The organism is Lysinibacillus sp. KU-BSD001, from assembly GCF_042920265.1.
Classification (GTDB): domain Bacteria; phylum Bacillota; class Bacilli; order Bacillales_A; family Planococcaceae; genus Lysinibacillus_B.
The window spans coordinates 32,392-53,003 of sequence record NZ_JBDQZI010000004.1; the positions used below are offsets into that span (position 1 = coordinate 32,392).

Here is a 20,612-nt window from a genome sequence, read left to right on the forward strand (position 1 = left end):
TCTTTTCAAATGCCAAAAGAAGACATAAAAAAGAGCCTAAACTTCGCTAAAACCGTTTAAGCTCTATAGTATTCACTTTACTGTATATTCTCCTGTACCCTTCGCACATTTTCCAAAATGATTTTACTTTTCGGAATGCTTGGGATGTCGTTTAAGTCAAAGCTTAAGTCTTGTTCAGGGATATCGTATTGGATTTTATTGACTAAGTAATCTAAACTCACCTTCATGATTTCAATCGTCATTTGTTCCCCTGCGCAGCGGTGCCCTAAAATATAATCGCCTCCCCCTTGTGGGATAAAGCTAAACGGACTGCCTTGCCAGCTCGCAAAACGTTCAGGATAAAATGAACCGGGATTTTCCCACAACGCTGGATCATTATTCGTTCCATATAAATCAAGTAAGGTCATTGTTCCTGCTTTAAATTCATGGTTGTTCCACGTAAAATCTTCTTTTACCGTCGCTACGATAAATGGGAAGAACGGATAAAAACGTCTCACTTCTTGTACAAACATGCGCGGATAATCTGGATAGTTCTGTAATTTTTCTTTTTCTTTCGGGAATTCGTGAAGTGCAAGTAATGTAAAGTTTGCATAAATGGCAATGGCTACAATCGGGCGAAGTAAATTGATAATCTCAACAGCGGCTGTCTCTTCATCTAATACGTAGCCATCTACATCTTTATAAAATGCAAATTGATGAAGCACTGAATTTTTAGGAAACTTTATTTTTTCATCGCGCGTATCTCGAATGAGCTGTTGCATATTTTTTTCTACTTGATTACGGTAACTCCTGCCAATCCAATGTGTCACACCAAATACAGCAGGTGTCTCAAACATGGCCGCTAATTCTTTCGTCAGCCTTTTCGTATCTTGTTCATGAAGCGGATAGCCAATCCATTGAAATGCGACTTTACATAGCAGCTCCTTCATTTCATCATAAAACACGATGGAATCCTTTTGGCTCCACTGGTCGATAGATTGCTCCCATTGTAATTTTGTCATATCTACAATGCGAGCCACTTCCTCTTTTGTCATGACCGACATCAACATTTCTTTTCGATGACGATGCGCCTCCCCATCTAGTGTTTGGACACTATTTTCACCAAAAAGCGTTTGGACAATACGATTGGGCGCCGCACCACTACGTTGAAATTTATCTGTATCGTAAAAAAGTCTAGCCGCTTCTTCCCCAATCATACAGATAGCTTTTTTTCCTAAAATCCGCGTCTCAAAAACATTCGAACGCAATTGCCTCTGCCGATTAACAATAAACTCATATCCCTCTTGTAAAAAGCTAATACTGTGATCGATCCCTTTCTCACGTGGCATTTCATTTTCCATTACTGTCACCTCTTTACTTAGATTCCCTTCTATTATCTCTAAATGGATTTCAGTTTATGCTGTCTCCCGTAAAAATCTCTAGATCCGTTATCATTGTTTCTACCAACAAAAAACCACAATCTAAAATCTCAAAGATTGTGGTTTCGTGTATTATTTACTTTTCACATGCCCAGTTGTCGCCATCTCGGTCGTGTTTTGCTGCATACGCTGGGTGTGTACTTGCTACACCATTTGGGTAGTAGGCACGCATTGCTGTACAGTTTTGGAATGATGTTGGTGCACCCGCAATCACGTAAGTACCGGAAGATGGATCACCTGTTTGAATAGGTGGTTTTTCAGGCGTGATTTGTGATGGCATCGGCTTGGCATTTATAGAGTATGTCACGCTATCTGTCGATACAATAATCGAGCCACTCATCGCTGTTGCATATCCTTTAGCACCGATTGCATTCATATTTGCTAGTACTTCACTATGTGGATGACCCTGACACTCCCACCCATGAATGAGTGGGGTTCTAAAGTACAAAAGATTTCTTCTTTACTCTCCCATCAACCGATGAAACTGGTTGGGTACAACATAAAGACACGTTCTTATTTCCTTTAGACTTCAACGAACAAGACGACCGTTGCCATCATTAGCGTTCGCACCGGCTCATGCCTAAACCGTTTTTATAGTTTACCTTATTCCCATACTTTTCAGCGTATGGGATTCCTTTTTTAGTTTACTAATTAATGCATCGTGATTTTTAAGGAATAAATCGAATGTTTTAAAGCATAAATCTCTATCTATTTTATCTAAATCTTTATCATTAACCATGTTCATCAAAAGGAAAGCTGAATACAAATCTCGTTGGACTTTGATGCCATTGAAGTCATTCCAACGCTTACTCAATGATTTTTTGGTATACGTATCATCAAAATGATTATATTGACTCGCTTTTACTTTAGTTGTATTCACTTTGTTTAATTTCAAACCATTATACTTTAACTTACGTTCTAGGCAACTTAAAAGCATAGAAGGAGCACGATTCGATAAGGTTCTTCCAAACCTTTTCTTCTTCTTAAATCGACCTTTTTTATTTTTCTCTGTTTTTTTACTTCGTTTTTGAAGTCCTTTAAAGCGCATTGTTTCTACGAAAATTGTATCGCCCATAGATAACAGTTGATTAGACAATATTTCATGGTCTTGTTTTCTTATCATTCGGTTCTTACGATGCAACTCTCGATATTGATTTCGTAGTTCAACATAACGATTCGAATATACCCATCTTTCTCGATGACTACGATTGATTGTTCCATCATCATTATATTTTAAAGGGTTTGTCGCTCTTTTACTTCTATCCATTTTGCGTTGAATTCGTTGAATGGCTTTCTCATAATTAACCACATTAGGAGCCAAACCCTTTAGCATTACTTGTTTCTCGGAGCTTGCTGCGACAGTAGAAGTACCTATATCGATTCCTACTCTGCCAATGCCTACCTGTTGCTTTAATCCCTCTGAGTTACACGATTGCGGCGGAACGCCTTCTAATATAAGTTGAGCATAATATACATATTTTCCTTTTAGAAACACTCGTTTAATACGAACGTACTTCACTTTAGCTTGAAGTGCTAAATGAGCATATGCATCTTGTTTTCGAACAATAACAGGAATAGAAAGACCTTTCCAAGTCAACAGATCGTTTATGAAGCGGATACCCGTTTTATTTGATTTACCTTCAACGGATTCCATCTCTCCGTAGCGTTTAAAATATACTTTCTTCGCTTCACCAAACATCATTTTTTTAAAAGCTTGAAAAGCCCTTGTTCCCATTTTTTGACCAGCTTGTGAATCTATATTTTGTTTGAATCGTTGACTCATAGGTGTTAAAAAAGCATGAATAGAATACTCTGTCAACCCAAACTGTGCATTCAACTTCGAAAAAATAGCATTTCTCTCTTTCCCTTTTTTCATCTTTTTGGCTTTTTGATAGGATTTTGATTGTTGCATAGTGCGATAACGTTTGTATAATTCATTCACGCAGGCATTGTATATCTTGCGAGAAATTTCAAAACGTTTATCTAGAATATAATCTTGGAAAGATTCTGTTTTTAAGCGCAACGTTAATACATAGCTTGGCGTTGACATCGCATTCACCCCCTCGTTTTTTGATTTTCTACATAACGTCTAATGGTTTCGCTTGATACGTTTCCAGCAGTTGAAACAAAATAAGAACGCGTCCATAGACTTGGCAAATGTTGAAGATGAGGAAATTCCTCTCTCAACTTTTTAGAAGTCACTCCTTTTATTTTTGCCATTATGTCTGTTGGACTAAATGTTGGTAGTGTATTTAAAAGCAAATGCACATGGTCTTTATCGCATTCCATTGCGATGACTTCGATTTCTAATTCTTCGCAAATTTCTTGAACCAATGTTTTGAAGCGTTCTTCAACTTTACTGTTGAGAAAAATTTTTCTCCTATATCTCGGACAAAACACAAAATGATAATTAATTAATGACACAGTTGTTTTAGTTCTTCTATATTCATTTAACATATATCGATTGTATCAGTTTAACGATTAAACTGCAACTTAAATACATTAAAAATTCAGATAATTAGAGCGTCGGTTTTGGCGCTCCTTATCTGACCTCACTTTCATCCCAAGCCTAAAGGCAAGGGCTTTCCTGTTCGGAAAATATGTAACTGTTATCTTTTCCGTAAGATAAAATGACTGCTTTTGGGTTTACTTGTTGCATAAAGTTCAATCCACTGCTTGTATTTGAACCATGGTGCCCTGCTTTTAAAATTTGGGCAGATACATCGTATGTTGCGGCAATTTGTGTTTCGATTTCTTTGCTCGCATCACCCATTAGCATAAATGATACGTTTCCATATGTGAGCTTTAGTACGAGGGAAGCATCATTGTTATCGCTTGCATTTTTATTGGCGTATAAAACTTGTATGTTAACAGCATTATCTAATGCAATGCTATCACCTTGATTTGGCTCTATATAAGCAGAACCTTCGTTGACAGCTGCTTCTAGTAAATCCGCGTATGTCTCACTCGTATGATCTTTTCCGCTGTTCACAAAATGGTGTACATGAAACGCGGCAAATACATCGATTAAACCACCAATATGATCCGCATCTGGATGTGTCGCCACAACATAGTCAAAAGTTGAAATACCAAGTGATTTTAAGTATGTAACAACATCGTCCCCTGCCCCGCGTGTTCCACCATCAATTAACATCGTCTTGCCATTCGGTGATTGAATCAAAATCGAATCCCCTTGACCAACGTCGATAAAATGAACTTGCATTTGCGGGTAGTCTTTATACATCGTACGATACATAAATACGGCAAAATGCATACGGCTCAGCGTTGTATTCGGTTGAAATGAACCGTCACCATAGCCTGTTGTTATGTTGTTATGTTGTTTGCAGCAAGTGCCCCAACGTAAGGATTAAAATGATGAGTTGTTGGCACATCTTTAAATGCTGATGTGTGCTGCTGCGGTAGCCCAAAGGCATTAGTTAAAATTTTCGCAAGCTGACCACGTGTCAACGAGCCTTTCGGATTGTATTTCCCGTTTGTTCCGTCCACAATTCCCGCACGGTATAACGCCATAATTTCATTATAGTAAACGTGTGTTGTTGGCACATCACTAAATGTTATGGCCGGGCGAAGGGGCTTTAATTCGAGAGCACGGCTTAACATAACCGCCACATGTGCACGAGAAATCGTATTGTTCGGCTTAAATTCCTCATTACCATACCCTTTAATAATGCCTTGCTCACTCATAACATCAATCATGCCAAAATAGGCATGCGTATCTGGCACATCTGTAAATGATTTCGCTGCTGTTTCAGTAGATGTTACAAAACTGAAGGCTAACAGAATAGCCATTAATGCATAAAGAAATTTCTTCAAAATATCCACTCTTTCTATTCTAATTAGAACAATTGAAACATATATTAAAATAGTTTAATTTTATGTCCAATTTTCAGATTACTATTTCTGTACACTACATTCAATGGCAATGAATTCATAAAATGGTGCCATTTACTCCAGTTGCTTCGCTTCATCATTTTCTTTTCCTTATCTCTCAGCTTCCTATTTATATTCCTATAAATAAATTATTCTCCTATACCTTTCCCACTCAACAGCTATGCGTTTCTAAACTAAAGTGAAAGGTTTGAACCTTGTGAAGTATGTATATTTCCTTTTATGTAGCCTTTTCCTTGCTGCTTGTACTCAAGTAGCAGAGAATGTTAGCTTGCCGGATTCAAATGAACATTTTAATGAAAAGGAATATAAAAATGCTTTTGAACATTCAACAGCATTACAGCTATTTTTTAAAGAAGACCAAACAACAGCGGGGTTTTTAGGAGAAGGCAATGAATATGCCTCTTTTACGGAAGAAACGATATGGTTAACAGATACAATCGTTCAAACAGTCGTCGATAACGGTGGGGTTACAATGTACCGAATTTATCGTATAGCCGATCAAGCAATCGATTTAGTATATGAGGATGTCACGTCGCCAAATCTCACAGTGGATGAAATCGAAAAACTCCCTACCATCGAACTGTATATGGCCTTACCTATTGAACGTAACACCTCATTTGATGGGTGGGTCATTACGGCTATCGATGTAACGGTGAAAACACCTTTTCAAACATTTACACAAGCAATTGAAGTCGTAAAGGAGACAGATGACTTTAAAACATCCCGTTATTTCGTTCGTGGCTTTGGCTTAGTGAAGCAGATCGATGAAATGAAAATGGCAGACGGTGTTTTTGTAGTCTCTTCTACATTGAAGGAGATCCAATACCATTCGAATTAGATAAATAGGTGTCTAACATCATAAGTATGAATATTTCTTCCATTGAAGCTCCTCTTTTTATTTTTAAAATTTTCCGACTACAGAAAAAATCTTTGCCCTTATAGCAATTTATGAGACAATGGAAGTTATGAAAGGAAGATTGACATGATAACAATGCCTAAAATTACAACAAGTTATGATCCGTGGGAAGCTTATATGGATATAGAGCAACATGGCAAATTAACTTTATCTAATATTGAATTTACAACGACAACGCTTTGTAATATGCGATGTGCACACTGTGCAGTTGGGTATACTTTACAAACGAAAGATCCAGAAGCACTACCCATTGACTTAATTTTAAAGCGTTTAGATGAAATTCCGCATTTAAAAACTTTATCAATTACTGGTGGAGAACCGATGCAAAGTAAACGCTCGGTACAAAATTATGTGCTACCGATTTTACAATATGCTCATAGCCGCGGTGTGCGCACACAGATGAACTCCAATTTAACGATTGACGGCGAACGTTATATGCAAATTGCCCCTTATTTAGATGTACTACATATTTCACATAACTGGGGAACAGTAGAAGAGTTCGTAGAAACCGGCTTTGCGATGATGGAACGTAAGCCTACGTTTGAGCAACGTGCTACCCTATTTAAGCGGATGATTGAAAACTCTCGTATGCTGGCACAAAACGGCGTCATGGTATCAGCGGAAACGATGCTAAATAAAAAAACATTACCGTATTTAGAGCATATTCACCATCAAATCGTGCACGAAATGAAATGCGCAAGACATGAGATTCACCCAATGTACCCATCCGACTTCGCTGGCGCTTTAACATCCCTAACACTAGAAGAAACACGTGAAGCCATTCATCATTTACTCGATATTCGTGATGAAAATACATGGATGTTATTTGGGACATTACCGTTCTACCCTTGTAGTACGAAGGAAGAAGATCAAGTATTGCTCAGCCGCCTACGAAATGCGCAAAATGTGACGATGCGAAACGATCCAGATGGCCGTTCTCGTTTAAACATCAATATTTTCTCTGGCGAAGTCATCGTTACTGACTTTGGTGATGCACCGCCACTTGGTAATATTCAAACGGATACACTCCCACAAGTATTTGACAAATGGCTACAAAGTGATTTGGCCAAATCGCTAAACTGTCACTGCCCTGCTGTCAAATGCCTCGGACCAAACGTACTCGTTAAAAACATGTACTATCAAAACCAAACATTTAGTAGCGGTGCTGTGACAAAATAGATTTCAATTTAAATAATTGTCTCATCTGCTAAAAATACATGAAACTATTTCAGAAATCCTTCGTATAGATTAGTGAAATACTAATTAATTAGGGGGATTTTTTTATGTTTCAAAAAATATTAGCAAGTATCGGTATTGGCAATGCACAAGTAGATACAAAACTTGACCGCTCTCGTTATACTGCAGGAGATGTAGTCAATGGGGTTGTTGAAGTAAAGGGCGGCAACACAGAACAAGCGATTGATACGATTTATTTAACGGTTTATACAACGTATATCAAAGAAGTAAATGATACGAAAGTTTATGACAATGCTGCCGTGGCATCCTTCCAAGTAAGCAGTCCTTTTACAATCGGTGCTGGTGAATTGAAGTCGATTCCATTTTCATTTAATTTACCGCGTACAACACCGATTACAGGAGGCAAAACACAAGTATGGGTACAAACAGAACTTGATATTAAAATGGCCGTGGACCCGACAGACAAAGACTATATTGAAGTGAACGCTACACCGCTAGCAAACGAAGTATTAGCAGCTGTTAAACGACTTGGCTTCCGTTTACGTAAGGTAGAATGCGAAAAAGCACCGCTACGCATTCACACACCACATCCGTTTATTCAAGAATTCGAATTTACAGCGACAAATCCTACCTATAAACGACACTTGGATGAACTAGAAGTAACATTTATTAACCAGTCTGCGGATAGCATCGATGTGCTGCTACAAATCGATCGCCGCGCTCGTGGATTAGGCAGCTTACTATCGGAAGCTTTAGAAATGGATGAAAGCTATGTTCGCCTCACATTTACAGACCGCGATGTGTTCTCCATCGAACAAACATTAAAACAAACGATTGAACGTTATATGTAAAAAAAAGTGTAGAGAAATTGACTTCTCTACACTTTTTTCATATTACACCATAAATGGTGCTGGTAAATCGGGTAAATCCGACAGTACATCCACTTCTGTTAAGCTTAAAGGACTTAGCGTATATTTCGTTTCAAAATCTTGATGTAAGAGCGAATCTTGGTCGTTCTCTTCTGAAGGTAATTCAATTTCTTTTTGTGATAATTTCACTGCAATCATACCATCAATTATATTTTCAATCGTTACTTGTTGGTTTTCTGTTAACTCGATCGCACCACTAAGCAAATACGGTTTAATCCCATCGCGCACAAAATGTTGCGCTTCTATAATACAGCTAAATTCCGAAAGCTTGTTGACATAAGAATTGGCAATCTTTACTTCACGTTTTCGTTGGCTATTTAACTCAGCCACTTGATGAATAATCGTTTGTAAACGTTTTTGAGCAAGCTCTGTAATATGATTTTGAATACTATATAAATTTTCAACTACATGCGCTTCATAATACTTAATAATTCGATATTGTTCTCCGCACTTTTGTTGCATTTGATCTAAACGCTCTTTCTGTGCCTTTGCAATCGAATTTTGATTGATTTGCGCTAAATCGCCTTTTTCAATTCCTTTACCGAATAGTTTACGATATTGCTGATCTAACAGTCCGTATGTTTGCATATACTCTACATGCAGCTTCCGATACTCCCGTACGGCTTGATGGTATTGCAGTGCAACCGACTCAAACTCCTCTACTTTGTCGTCACGTAAATATAGCTCACTCGCTAATGTTTGGAGCAATTGATATAACGTTTCGACCGGTTTAAATACATGGCACACATGCTCATACTCTTGTTCATATGCGGTGAGCAATGCCATATCGCGTTGTTGACGTGTATATTCAAATCCTTTATTACCTGTATATTTTTCAATGTTTTCAAACGCCGATAAATACGGTTCGCGCTGTGGGATTTGCTCTATTTCTTTACGGAAAAGTTCTAGCCAATCAATAAAACGTTCAAATACATGATGCGTCTTTTTTGTATAATTATTTGTCAGTCCCTCTAGTAACTTATGTAGCTCCCCGTATTTTGAATCACTAAATAACTGTGTATTATTCGTTTTCGCCGCTTCTAACGCCTGTGTTGCCGAAACAGCCGTCATCGAAGCGATTTTTCCCCCGTAACGGTCCGATTCAGATTGCATAAACGCTGCCACATTTTCTATATCATCAATTGCATTTATAATGAAGTGTGGTTTCATTTCACGTTCATTATATTTATCTAAAAGGGCTAATTCAGCTTCCGTTGCCATAGAGCCACTGCGGATAACCCAAAAAATCTCATCCATTCGGTCGACAAGTAACTCAGAAAAATAAGCGGAATGATCGGCCGCTACTTCTAACGCAACCGAATCCACAATGGTTACGTTTTTCAATAAATCGTGCTTGATAAATACTTCGATATAATCAAGATGTTCACGAATAATTTGGGCACAAAATGCATCCGATATTGTGAGTAACTCTACTTTTCCTAAATCAAATGTAGCGACCATACCATCTAAAAAAATCGCTTTCACACATTCTTCCTCACCGTAACGGATAAATGTATTGGCAGCAGTCGGATGTTCACTACTCGCTGATAACACTTCACGACCGAGTAGTCCATTGATAAAGGTCGTCTTACCGACCCGCTCTTTCCCCATCACTAAAATCATTGTTTGAGAACTGGCATCATCAATAATACGTTTTAACCTTCTCGTCGTATCTTTTACATATGAATTTTGATTCAGTAAAACGTGAAGCGGTTTCATTCGTTCGATTAATTGTAGTAACGGATTTGATGAGACGATTGATTCAGTTACTAGTTTATTTTGTTGTTCTATCATACAATCAACCCCTTTACTATTTCGTTAGTTTCATTATATATAAGAAAGGCTATTTTCTTAAATATGGAAATAGTAATCTATGTAAATTTGATTCATCATACTTATATAAATATCCTAGTTTTTAGGTATTAATACACATACAGATTGTTCTCGTAAGCTCATTTTCTCCTAAATCCTTCGTTGCTTCACTGTTATTTGCTGATAGGATGTAACAAAACTTTAATTAATTGTAAAGAAATTAGATCCCCATTGACATGATGGTTTTAACAATGGTAATTTTAACCCAAAGGTTAATTGACACATTATAACTATTTGCAGTTCCATAATTTAAGTAGGAGATGTTAGGCATGCTTTCTTTTTTTAGCTCACTCACAAAAAGTGATAAGACTCACCCCGATTCCTCAATAACTAAAGAACAAGTACAAGAACTAAAGCATCTATTACAAAAAATAGCAAATGGCAATTTAGCTGAAACATTAGTACTGGATAGCAATCACTTAAATGATGAATTAGCTGGAACACTCCATTATTTAGCTGACAACTATAACAACCGCTTAAAACAAATTACGTTAGAACTAACACATATTGTTTCTGCCAACATTGATGAAAATATTTTTATTAATAAACTACAAAAAAATGCAGTTGCGCTAAGTACGGATTTAGATACCATCGTGGCGGCAGCAGAAGAATTTGCTTCCTCTGTTCAAGCTATCACGACAAATAATTCACATGCGACAACTAATATGAAGAAAGCTGGTACAAGAGCCGAAAAACTCCGCGAACAGCTACAAGAAACTGTTCATGAGATTGAGCAAGTACATACACAATTTCACTCATTAAATCAACAAGTAGTATCTTTAAATGACCACATTGGCTCCATTGGTAAAATGGTGTATCTCATTTCAGAAATTGCAGAACAAACAAATCTCCTTGCTTTAAACGCATCCATTGAAGCAGCGCGGGCTGGGGAACAAGGGAAAGGCTTTGCTGTTGTGGCACAGGAAGTACGGAAGTTAGCGGAGCAAACAAAGCAAAATGTAAACGATATTCGTAATAATGTGACGAGCGTTCAACTAGAAGCCTCCAAAACATCTACTACCATCACAAATATGACAAGTAAAATGGATCAAAATAATGCAGCCATCTCTAAATGCTCGACAGAAATGAATGACATCATTACTAATCTATCAATTAGCATTCAAGACATTTCACATACTGCACCGATTATGGAGGAGCAATCTTCTACTTTTGAAGAAATCATTGGGACGATTTCAAGTATGAATGATACGATGGGGCAAATGACAAATGAAATTACGCATAGCTCAGAAAATCTATTTAAAATGGGCACAATCTCTGAGCAATTGCGCAATAGTATGGGGGATTTCCAACTTCGTTATGCAAATGATGATATTATTGAACTGGCGAAAACGGATCACCTGCTTTGGCGTTGGCGCATCGAAAATATGCTACTAGGTAGAAGTAACTTAGAACCTAATGCGGTAAAAGATCATACGAAATGCCGCCTCGGTCGGTGGTACGTAAGTAATGGAAAGGCGCATTTCGGCCATCTGTCAGCATTTCAAAACTTGGATGCTGTGCATGCAAAATTTCACCAAACATGCCATATAGCCATTCAACTGTTTAAAGAAGGGAAACGTTCAGAAGCCCACTATAAATATGAGGAAATTCAAGAACTGAGCAATAAAGTACTACAGATGCTGGACCAATTAAAAGTTTCATAATAGATAAAAACGTGTTTTAAAGCACTCCTTTATCTATTTTAATTGCCTATGTCAATAGCTACTTCTCTCTTTTAAGAAACTCGAAATTTTACAACAATTCAAGGAAAACGTTTTCAAGTAGTAAATTGTTTACGGGTTCATTTTCTCGTCAAAAAGGTGTGAATAAGCTGTGACTTAAGGTGATTTTTATTGAAGTCAGACGTCTATCTGATGTATAGTAAAGACAGCAAATCACTCATTGGAGATGACATATATGAACGCTCGAATTTTAAACTTTGTAGAGCAAATAGAAGCAACATTGCTAAATGATATTGTCACAGCAACTACATTAGAGTTAGATTTATATGCAATCGCAAACAATATGATTGCCCAAAATGATAAAATAGACTTCCCTGAAATTTGTCAGGCTTATGAAGTCGTCAAACATCGCTTAATCGGTTAATATATAGATTCCCCCCTTCCCGCTACTAGTTAGCGGGCTTTTATTTTGATTGATGTATTTATATAGGACAAAAGAAAAAGCATATCCCCAAAAATTATAGGGATACACTTTGCCTATCAATGATATTTTTGATTTTAATATTCGTTAATTGACAACTCACCTGTCCATTCACTTTTGATCATGTTTCTTGCTTCGTCTTCTGATGTCACAATCGGAAACACTTTATCACATTGCGATATCGCAAATAAGTTACGAATGAAATCATCAACAACGATAATGACAATTTTCTTCCCTTGCACTGATACTTTTTTCGCGAAATTGACAATCATCCCAAAGCCTGTACTATCAATATTTATTACCTTTTGCAAATCAATGACATAACCTAGCCCTGTATGTAAAGGAAGGTTTTGTAGCTCTGCTTTTACATCTTTAAGAATGCCATATTCTAAGCTTCCTGTTAAAGCAATGACTTTATATTCTTTTTTTTCAGTAATGTTAACTGCAACCTTGTTTCGCTCCATGAAACTATCCCTCACTTATTTTATCTTTTAGCGATCAATTATTTAAAATTGAAACTTATTCACTTCATTGCGCAGTTTATCAGCCACGTCTGCTAGTTCATCCGCATTTGATGTGATTTCTGCAACCGTTGCGTATTGCTCCTCTGATGTCGCAGCAACCTCCTCTGTCGCAGCCGCTGATTCTTCAATAATGCTCGAAATCTCATGAATTGCATGTTGGACATTTTGTGAATTTGTATGCACATGTGAAAATGAATCTTTCATCTGTTCAACGCCTTTTTCCGTCACCATTACCTTTTCAACAATTTCCTCAAGTGCCTCGCCGCCTTTATTAATAATCATAACTTGCTCATTAACGGCCAGTAAGTTACTTTCCATCGTTCGAACAGTTACCGAAGTCTCTGCTTGAATATCGCTAATTAAGTTTGTAATCTGTCCAGATGCTAACTTGGATTGCTCAGCTAATTTACGTACCTCTGATGCTACAACCGCAAACCCTTTCCCTTGTTCCCCTGCACGCGCTGCCTCGATCGCTGCATTTAATGCAAGTAAATTTGTTTGTTCCGCAATATCGCTAATTACTGTAATAATGCCGCCAATCTCCTCAGAGCGTTTCCCGAGCTTTTGAATAGAATCCGTTGCATACGATACGGTTTGCGTCACCGCACCTAAATGCCTGATTGCCTCGTTAATTGCTTCATCACCTTTTTTCGCAATTTGCGTTGATGTAATGGCGTTGTGCAACGTTTCTTCTGCTCGCTCTATACTTCGTACTACCTCTTCAATTGTTTGTTGCATCATGACGACGATGCGCTCAGACTGCTCGGCTTGCGTCGTTGTCCCCACAGCAAGATCATTCATCGTGAGGGCGACTTGATTTGCTGCCTCACTCGTTTGATGAGAGGAATCTGATAATTGATAAGAGGAAGTGGCTACTTGATTAGCACTACCTGCTACAATACCGATTGTCTCCTTCAATTGGTTTCTCATATCATTAAAGGAATTGGCTAAATCGGCAATTTCATCTTTTCCTTTTGGATTCAGCAATTTAACATTTAAATTTAAATTTGCTAGTTCCTTTGCATTTCCACTTAAAATATTGATTGGTGTAATTACTTGGCGCTTCATAAATACTGTAATACCTAAAACAATCAACAGTGAAATAATGGATGAAATCAAAATATTTTTTTCAGCTGCACTATTCGCTATATCTAAATAAGGGGCAATCGGTAAGGCCGTAGCCCAAATTCCGATAACCTCTCCAGCACTATTTAAAATAGGATCATACGCTGCTTGATGTGGCTCTCCTAATACGTCTGCCGAACCTAAATAGCGTTCATGTTGCTCTAAAACAGCCTGTTTTACTGGTTCTGAAACTTTTGTATCAATCGCACGGTCACCATTCTCTATAACGTTCGTATTAATACGCGTATCATATTGGAAAATCGAAAATGCATTTCCATGAGTTAGCTCCCCTACTTCGTCGATGATTTCATAGTTTTCAACCATATTGACATCGCCTTTGTAAAGCTCTCCATCAACAATTTGCCACTCACCTGGGATTTTTGCATCAATATAATTATATGAGACTTGAATATCCGAAAATAACTTCGAATTGGCACTTTCTAACATACTGTCCTTTGTAATAAAGTAATTCGCTACCGCTAAAATGGCAATTAATAAAAAAATACAGCTTAAAATAAGAACATTCATTTTTCTTCGAATTGACCACTTCATCAAAAAAACCCCCTAAACTATGACTTGCTATACATTTATTTTTTTCTTTATGCCCACTAAAAATCGATTGTCAGACAGATGTTCAAACCAAACTTCATCTACCATATTTTTAATGAATAGAAAACCTCTTCCTCTATCCGAAAAATCGACGTCCTCAAAATTAGTAGCTAAAATACGCTCGCACTTGTCCTTCGGTATTCCCCCAGATTCATCGGTAACGGTTACCTGTACTAAATCTTCGTCTTTTGTTACATGAATTTCTATTTTTTTTACGTTGGTAAATTGCACTTGTTGCATTGCCTCAACGGCATTAATGACCAGTTCATGTACAACAAAGCAAAGCTCCCTTTTAATTGGAATTCCATACATGTCAGCGAATGTGGTTATTTTTTGATCCACAAACTGGATTGCCTGCTGATTTGGTTCTACACTAAGCAAAAGTTCCATCCCGAGTCACCCACCTTCAAGCGTTATAGTAATGGATACCATTGAAATATCGTCTTTGTACGTATTTTCATATAAATTGTATTGCTCAGCAAATTTGTTAAGTGTATACGTATTATGCTGAGATGCATAGGAATGGAAAAATTCCGTGTCTAGCTTTTCATTTTGCTGCGTTAAAAGAAGACCATCCGTATATAAAATAATCCGGCTCCAATCCGCCAAATAAATTTTCTTTTTATTTATTTTCATGTTCGGAAGTAAACCTAAAATCGGTGCATTTGCTGCTAACTCCATCGTCTGTTTGTATTTTCCAATCTTTATACCTGCTGGATGAGCGGCATTCACATATTCAACCGTTTTATTTTTCGTATCAATGAGTAAGTAAATCGCCGTAACTAAAAAATGATCGATTTCGCTATCAGTAAACATCGTATATATTTGGCGATTCATTTCCTTCATAACCGTAACTGGGTCAACTAAGCGCGTGATGAGCCCTCGTGTTAGCGAGCGAATGGACATCGTCACAAGTGAAGCCGCTATCCCATGTCCCATCACATCATAAAGTAAAACAGCTGTTAAATGCTCGTCTATTTTAAACCAGCAATACATGTCCCCCCCTAGTATATTCGATGTCAAGTACAGTCCATCACACTCGACATGCTTGCGCACCAGACGGGGAGACAATGCATTTTTCTGCACCTTTTTCGCAAATATTAAATCATTGTACCGCTGTTCTTCTCGCCTTTTCCGTTGCTTGGATTCTTTAATAAACTTCAATGCAACGAGAATGCGGGATTTAAAATGTAGAAAATCAAACGGCTTCAGTATGAAATCAAAAACACCTGACTCAAACACTCGATCAATTGTTTCCGCCTTCTCATACGTTGTTGAAAGTAAAATAGGAACGTCAATCCATTTATGCAGTAAATCTATTTTTTGACAAATTCCCTCACAGTTCTTCAGCGTCATTTTAACGTCTAAAATGACTAGCTCCACCGTTTCTTTTATAGCATTAGACATATATTCAATAGCTGACTCTACCGTTTGAAAGCTGTGTATTTCCGTTATATTCATTCGTTTAAAATAAAGTTGTAGTCGCCGTAAATCATTGTCGACCTCTCCAACAATTACTACTGACATCTCCTATTCTCACACCACCTTTACACCACAATGAAAAATAAAATAAAATTAAACGAATGCAATTACTTGTATTTAAAATAAAAATATAAGCATGTTGATTCACCTTTTATTAACAAAAGCATTAGGATATGTTGATTTCCACAGGCATAACTTCACCTCGTTACTTTCGGCTAATGCCGAAAGTAACGCATTGTCAGCTCATGCTTTTCATGCTAGAGTCAAGTTGCCTTCGTTCTAATCAACGAGCAAGCCAGTTGTTTAATCATTCCACTTGTCATCTACTAATATTTAGATCATCAACACATTTAATATACTCTCTCTATTATACAAGAAAATTATAAATTATTATATTTTTTTACAATTATTTCTTTATGAATTTTAACTTATTACTCCATATGGCTCTTCACAAAAATATGTACTTGACCGTACATGCAATAACGAATAGCCGCTTTTGAGGTATGACTTGAACCTCCATGTCTCCCGTCACTATATATACTTTTCCTTTTACAATAATTACTGTTTTAATCAGCCAGCTTTAAAAAATATGGGCCACACATCTCTTCGTGTGTATGCACATACGTCCAACTAAAACTATCATCAAAAATATATATATCCGATTGTGAATTAAAGTCTTCGGAAGTGACATTCATCGCATTTTCGTAAACATATACAATCGGGAACCTTTCATACATCATATATAGATTGCCCTTTCGTTGTGCATCAAATGCTGTTCTTGCCTCTTCTTCTTTTAAGCATGGAATCTTTTCGTAACTAAATAAATGCCACTTAAATTGCTCATAGTAAATTTTAGCCTTAACTTCCTCTTTTATTGATCCAGCAAAAGCCGCTTCCCAACGTTGAATTAACTTTTCTGAATCTGTATGGTATATATCTAAAGTTACACCTTTATTGATTAAATTTTGCTTATAATCATATTCCTGTTTAACGCCTAGAACAGCCTGATAGACATGTTCCAGCTCTTCCTCAGGTAACTCGTTTAAAATACAATCAATCTTTTTTCGAATCATCTTGTTCCCCCCTGTATTTCATTTTATAGATTTAACTTACTATATAGAATGTTCATTAACCTCTATCTAAAACACCCTAGCTACAAATAGCTAGGGTGCTTTTTATCTTATTCAAATACTAGACGTTTTTCTTCGTATGCTTTAATGTGATCTTCGTATTGGAATGTTAATGAAATCTCATCCCAACCGTTTAATAGCATTTTCTTATAATATGGATCGATATGGAATGTATACGTTTTACCATAATTAGTCGTTACTGTTTGCGCTTCTAAATTCACTTCGATTTCTTGTGCTTGCTCTAAACCTTTTGCCAGTAACTCTTCACACTCAGCTTCTGTTAGCTTCACTGGTAAAATGCCATTTTTGAAACAGTTATTGTGGAAAATATCCGCAAATGATGGCGCAATGACTACGTTAAAGCCATAGTCTAAAATAGCCCAAGGTGCGTGCTCACGAGATGAACCACAGCCGAAGTTATCTTGTGCTACTAAAATTTTTGCATCTTTATAAGCTGGTTTGTTTAAGATGAAAGATGAAATCTCATTTCCTTCTGCATCAAAGCGCCAGTGATGGAATAAATACTGGCCAAAACCTGTACGCTCAATGCGCTTTAAAAACTCTTTGGAAATAATTTGGTCTGTATCGACATTTTTATGATCAAGTGGTGCATATACACTTTTTACGATATTAATTGGTTCCATGAATTTAACCTCCTGCTTATGCTTCTTGCTTAATTAGCGTACGAACATCGACGAAGCGACCGTGAATACCAGCCGCGGCTGCCATTGCTGGTGATACTAAATGCGTACGTGCACCTGCACCTTGACGTCCTTCGAAGTTACGGTTTGACGTTGATGCACAGCGTTCGCCTGCTGGAATCACGTCCTCGTTCATACCTAAACAAGCAGAACAGCCTGACTCGCGCCATTCAAAGCCTGCATCTAAGAAGATTTGATCTAACCCTTCTTCTTCCGCTGCTTTTTTCGTAGACCAAGAGCCTGGTACGACAATGCCTTTCACACCTGATGCTAGCTTATTGCCTTTTACAATATCCGCTGCTGCACGTAAATCTGATAAACGAGAGTTTGTACAAGAACCGATAAATACGTGTTGAATTTCGATATCTGTAATATTTTGCCCTTCTTGTAAATCCATATACTTTAATGCTTTGTCTAATGCATTGCGGTCGATATCGTTATCGTAGTCCGCTTTTGTTGGGACTGTTTTCGTTACACCGATCCCCATGGATGGATTTGTCCCCCATGTGACGATTGGTTCGATTTCAGATGCTTCAATTTCTAATACGACATCATATGTTGCATCCGCATCCGAAGCTAAGCTTAGCCAGTAAGCAGCTGCTTCTTCAAACTGCTTTTGTGGTGCAAAACGACGCCCACGTAAATATTCTACTGTTGTTTCGTCAGGAGAAATAAGACCCGCTTTCGCTCCGGCTTCAATAGACATATTACAAATTGTCATACGTTCTTCCATTGAAAGGGCACGAATGGCTTCACCTGTGTACTCTACGATATGGCCAGTACCAATACCGATACCCCATTTTGCAATGATTGCTAAAATAATATCTTTTGCCGTACAACCAAATGGCAAATCACCATTCACACGAATTTCCATTGTCGGTGGTTTTGTTTGCCATAACGTTTGTGTACTCATCACATGTTCTACTTCAGATGTACCAATACCAAATGCTAATGCACCAAATGCACCGTGTGTTGCTGTATGTGAGTCACCACATACGATTGTTTTACCTGGTTGTGTTAAACCAAGCTCTGGTCCGATTACGTGTACAATCCCTTGATCAGGGTGCCCGATATCTGCTAGCTGCACACCAAATTCTTTTGCGTTATCGGCAAGTGTTGTAATTTGTTTTTTTGCAATTGGATCATTAATTGTTGGTAAATTTTTTGTCGGTACGTTGTGATCCATTGTAGCAAAGCAAAGATCTGTACGACGTACTTGACGACCCGCTAGGCGTAGCCCCTCAAACGCTTGCGGACTTGTTACTTCATGAATTAAATGAAGATCAATATACAGTAAGTCTGGCTTGCCATCTTCACGATATACGACATGTTGCTCCCAAATTTTTTCGATAATGTTTTTTCCCATTGTCTTCACCAACCCTTAATTATATGAAATCATAATACTATCAGAAACGAAGTTTGCATCAATCTCGTTTATGACTTTATCTGTCCATTCATCTGTAGTTAATACACGGTCTCCATCACGTGCTAAGTCTGCCGTGAAGTAGCCATCCTCAAATACCGCATTTACTGCGCGTTCGATTTCTGCTGCTTCTTCTTTTAAACCAAATGAGTATTGTAGCATCATCGCAACAGAAAGAATTGTCGCTGCTGGGTTTGCTACACCTTGACCTGCTAAATCTGGCGCTGAACCATGTACCGGCTCATAAAGACCAAATTGATCGCCACGAATCGACGCGGATGGTAATACACCAAGTGAACCAGTAATAACAGATGCTTCATCCGATAAAATATCACCAAACATATTTTCCGTTACGACTACGTCATAATGACCTGGGTTTGTAATTAATTTCATCGCAACAGAGTCTACTAAATTATGTTCTACTTCTACATCTGGGTATTGTGCTTTTTTCTCTTCTACAATTTCACGCCATAAACGAGATGTATCTAGTACATTTGCTTTATCAACAGAGCAAAGTTTCCCACCGCGTAAGCGAGCTAGCTCAAATGCATTATCGATAATACGCTCAATTTCAGCACGAGAGTACACACATGTATCCACTGCCGCTTCATTCGTTTTCAAACGAGGTTCTCCGAAGTAAATACCGCCTGTTAATTCACGAACAATCATTAAATCCACGTTTTCTGCGACTTCACGCTTTAACGGAGAAGATGCGAGTAAGCTAGGAAATGCTTTTACAGGACGGAGGTTTGCGAATAAATCAAAATGCTTGCGGATTTTTAATAAGCCTTTTTCAGGACGCAACTCTGGTGGATTGTTATCCCATTTTGGACCACCAACTGCACCTAAGAGAACAGCATCACTTTCTTCACACATAGCGATTGTTTCATCCGGTAATGGATTATTAAATTGATCAATTGCCGCGCCACCAATCGCTGCATAGCTAAGGTGGAATGTATGATTATATCGTTTACCAATCACTTGTAAAACTTTTACCGCTGAAGCAACTACTTCAGGTCCAATGCCGTCTCCAGGCAATACTGTAATTTTCTTTTCCATTAAAAACACCTTTCCTTTTATCGCAACTTACGCGAATGATTTATCCCGTATTAACGGGCCGTAATGGATCTGTACCAAAAGCGGAATACCCGATACGAGTCTCATTTCCCCCACTTATTTAAAGTGTCGCTTTATAGAAACGCCATCAAACT

Annotated in this window: 20 protein-coding genes; 5 read left to right on the plus strand and 15 right to left on the minus strand. The window is 37.7% G+C overall.

Annotation, left to right across the window (positions count from 1 at the left end; genetic code table 11):
• Positions 1-77: 77 nt before the first annotated feature.
• From AAGS61_RS07290 to AAGS61_RS07315, 6 genes are all read right to left on the minus strand, one after another.
• A complete protein-coding gene (locus AAGS61_RS07290) occupies positions 78-1,340 on the minus strand; it encodes a cytochrome P450 (RefSeq protein ID WP_391369461.1) in 1,263 nt (420 codons plus the stop codon).
• Positions 1,341-1,494: 154 nt separating this feature from the next.
• Positions 1,495-1,866 (minus strand): excalibur calcium-binding domain-containing protein, encoded by a 372-nt coding sequence (locus AAGS61_RS07295; RefSeq protein ID WP_391369463.1) that lies wholly within the window; start codon positions 1,864-1,866, stop codon positions 1,495-1,497.
• A gap of 150 nt (positions 1,867-2,016) precedes the next feature.
• Positions 2,017-3,468, minus strand: coding sequence for an RNA-guided endonuclease TnpB family protein (locus AAGS61_RS07300; RefSeq protein ID WP_391369466.1), 1,452 nt, complete (start codon positions 3,466-3,468; stop codon positions 2,017-2,019).
• Positions 3,469-3,473: 5 nt separating this feature from the next.
• Positions 3,474-3,875, minus strand: a complete 402-nt coding sequence (gene tnpA, locus AAGS61_RS07305) for an IS200/IS605 family transposase (RefSeq protein WP_391369469.1) — start codon at positions 3,873-3,875, stop codon at positions 3,474-3,476.
• 112 nt (positions 3,876-3,987) lie between these two features.
• Entirely contained in the window at positions 3,988-4,641 is a 654-nt protein-coding gene (locus AAGS61_RS07310; RefSeq protein WP_391369472.1) for a ComEC/Rec2 family competence protein, read from the minus strand.
• Between the two features lie 101 nt (positions 4,642-4,742).
• A complete protein-coding gene (locus tag AAGS61_RS07315) occupies positions 4,743-5,252 on the minus strand; it encodes an S-layer homology domain-containing protein (RefSeq protein ID WP_391369474.1) in 510 nt (169 codons plus the stop codon).
• A gap of 274 nt (positions 5,253-5,526) precedes the next feature.
• Between AAGS61_RS07315 and AAGS61_RS07320 the strand changes: the two genes are divergently transcribed.
• The 3 genes from AAGS61_RS07320 (at position 5,527) to AAGS61_RS07330 (ending at position 8,294) form a co-directional block, all read left to right on the plus strand.
• Positions 5,527-6,168, plus strand: a complete 642-nt coding sequence (locus AAGS61_RS07320) for a hypothetical protein (protein WP_391369476.1) — start codon at positions 5,527-5,529, stop codon at positions 6,166-6,168.
• Between the two features lie 144 nt (positions 6,169-6,312).
• Complete coding sequence (gene yfkAB, locus AAGS61_RS07325) at positions 6,313-7,425, plus strand: radical SAM/CxCxxxxC motif protein YfkAB (protein ID WP_391369479.1); 1,113 nt, start codon at positions 6,313-6,315, stop codon at positions 7,423-7,425.
• 104 nt (positions 7,426-7,529) lie between these two features.
• The gene (locus AAGS61_RS07330; RefSeq protein ID WP_391369482.1) at positions 7,530-8,294 is read left to right on the plus strand and encodes a sporulation protein; all 765 of its coding nucleotides are present in this window, start codon (positions 7,530-7,532) and stop codon (positions 8,292-8,294) included.
• 42 nt (positions 8,295-8,336) lie between these two features.
• On the opposite strand, the gene AAGS61_RS07335 is transcribed toward AAGS61_RS07330, so the two are convergent.
• Complete coding sequence (locus tag AAGS61_RS07335; protein ID WP_391369485.1) at positions 8,337-10,166, minus strand: dynamin family protein; 1,830 nt, start codon at positions 10,164-10,166, stop codon at positions 8,337-8,339.
• Between the two features lie 347 nt (positions 10,167-10,513).
• Between AAGS61_RS07335 and AAGS61_RS07340 the strand changes: the two genes are divergently transcribed.
• A complete protein-coding gene (locus AAGS61_RS07340) occupies positions 10,514-11,908 on the plus strand; it encodes a methyl-accepting chemotaxis protein (RefSeq protein WP_391369487.1) in 1,395 nt (464 codons plus the stop codon).
• Between the two features lie 253 nt (positions 11,909-12,161).
• Positions 12,162-12,350: a hypothetical protein gene (locus tag AAGS61_RS07345; RefSeq protein ID WP_391369490.1), complete on the plus strand. Its 189-nt coding sequence runs from the start codon at positions 12,162-12,164 to the stop codon at positions 12,348-12,350.
• Positions 12,351-12,484: 134 nt separating this feature from the next.
• On the opposite strand, the gene AAGS61_RS07350 is transcribed toward AAGS61_RS07345, so the two are convergent.
• The 8 genes from AAGS61_RS07350 to leuB form a co-directional block, all read right to left on the minus strand.
• The gene (locus AAGS61_RS07350) at positions 12,485-12,871 is read right to left on the minus strand and encodes an STAS domain-containing protein (protein ID WP_391369493.1); all 387 of its coding nucleotides are present in this window, start codon (positions 12,869-12,871) and stop codon (positions 12,485-12,487) included.
• 42 nt (positions 12,872-12,913) lie between these two features.
• Positions 12,914-14,608 carry a methyl-accepting chemotaxis protein gene (locus tag AAGS61_RS07355; protein WP_391369496.1) on the minus strand — a complete coding sequence of 565 codons (1,695 nt, stop codon included), beginning with the start codon at positions 14,606-14,608 and terminating at the stop codon, positions 12,914-12,916.
• A gap of 27 nt (positions 14,609-14,635) precedes the next feature.
• On the minus strand, positions 14,636-15,055 hold the full coding sequence (locus AAGS61_RS07360; RefSeq protein ID WP_391369499.1) for an ATP-binding protein: 420 nt from the start codon (positions 15,053-15,055) through the stop codon (positions 14,636-14,638).
• 6 nt (positions 15,056-15,061) lie between these two features.
• Complete coding sequence (locus AAGS61_RS07365) at positions 15,062-16,192, minus strand: SpoIIE family protein phosphatase (protein ID WP_391369502.1); 1,131 nt, start codon at positions 16,190-16,192, stop codon at positions 15,062-15,064.
• A 521-nt stretch (positions 16,193-16,713) separates the two neighbouring features.
• Positions 16,714-17,220 carry a DUF4275 family protein gene (locus tag AAGS61_RS07370; protein WP_391369505.1) on the minus strand — a complete coding sequence of 169 codons (507 nt, stop codon included), beginning with the start codon at positions 17,218-17,220 and terminating at the stop codon, positions 16,714-16,716.
• Positions 17,221-17,327: 107 nt separating this feature from the next.
• Positions 17,328-17,921, minus strand: a complete 594-nt coding sequence (gene leuD / locus AAGS61_RS07375; RefSeq protein ID WP_391369508.1) for a 3-isopropylmalate dehydratase small subunit — start codon at positions 17,919-17,921, stop codon at positions 17,328-17,330.
• Between the two features lie 16 nt (positions 17,922-17,937).
• Positions 17,938-19,344 carry a 3-isopropylmalate dehydratase large subunit gene (gene leuC / locus AAGS61_RS07380; protein ID WP_391369511.1) on the minus strand — a complete coding sequence of 469 codons (1,407 nt, stop codon included), beginning with the start codon at positions 19,342-19,344 and terminating at the stop codon, positions 17,938-17,940.
• Positions 19,345-19,359: 15 nt separating this feature from the next.
• Positions 19,360-20,460, minus strand: coding sequence for a 3-isopropylmalate dehydrogenase (gene leuB, locus AAGS61_RS07385; protein WP_391369514.1), 1,101 nt, complete (start codon positions 20,458-20,460; stop codon positions 19,360-19,362).
• Positions 20,461-20,612 lie beyond the last annotated feature (152 nt).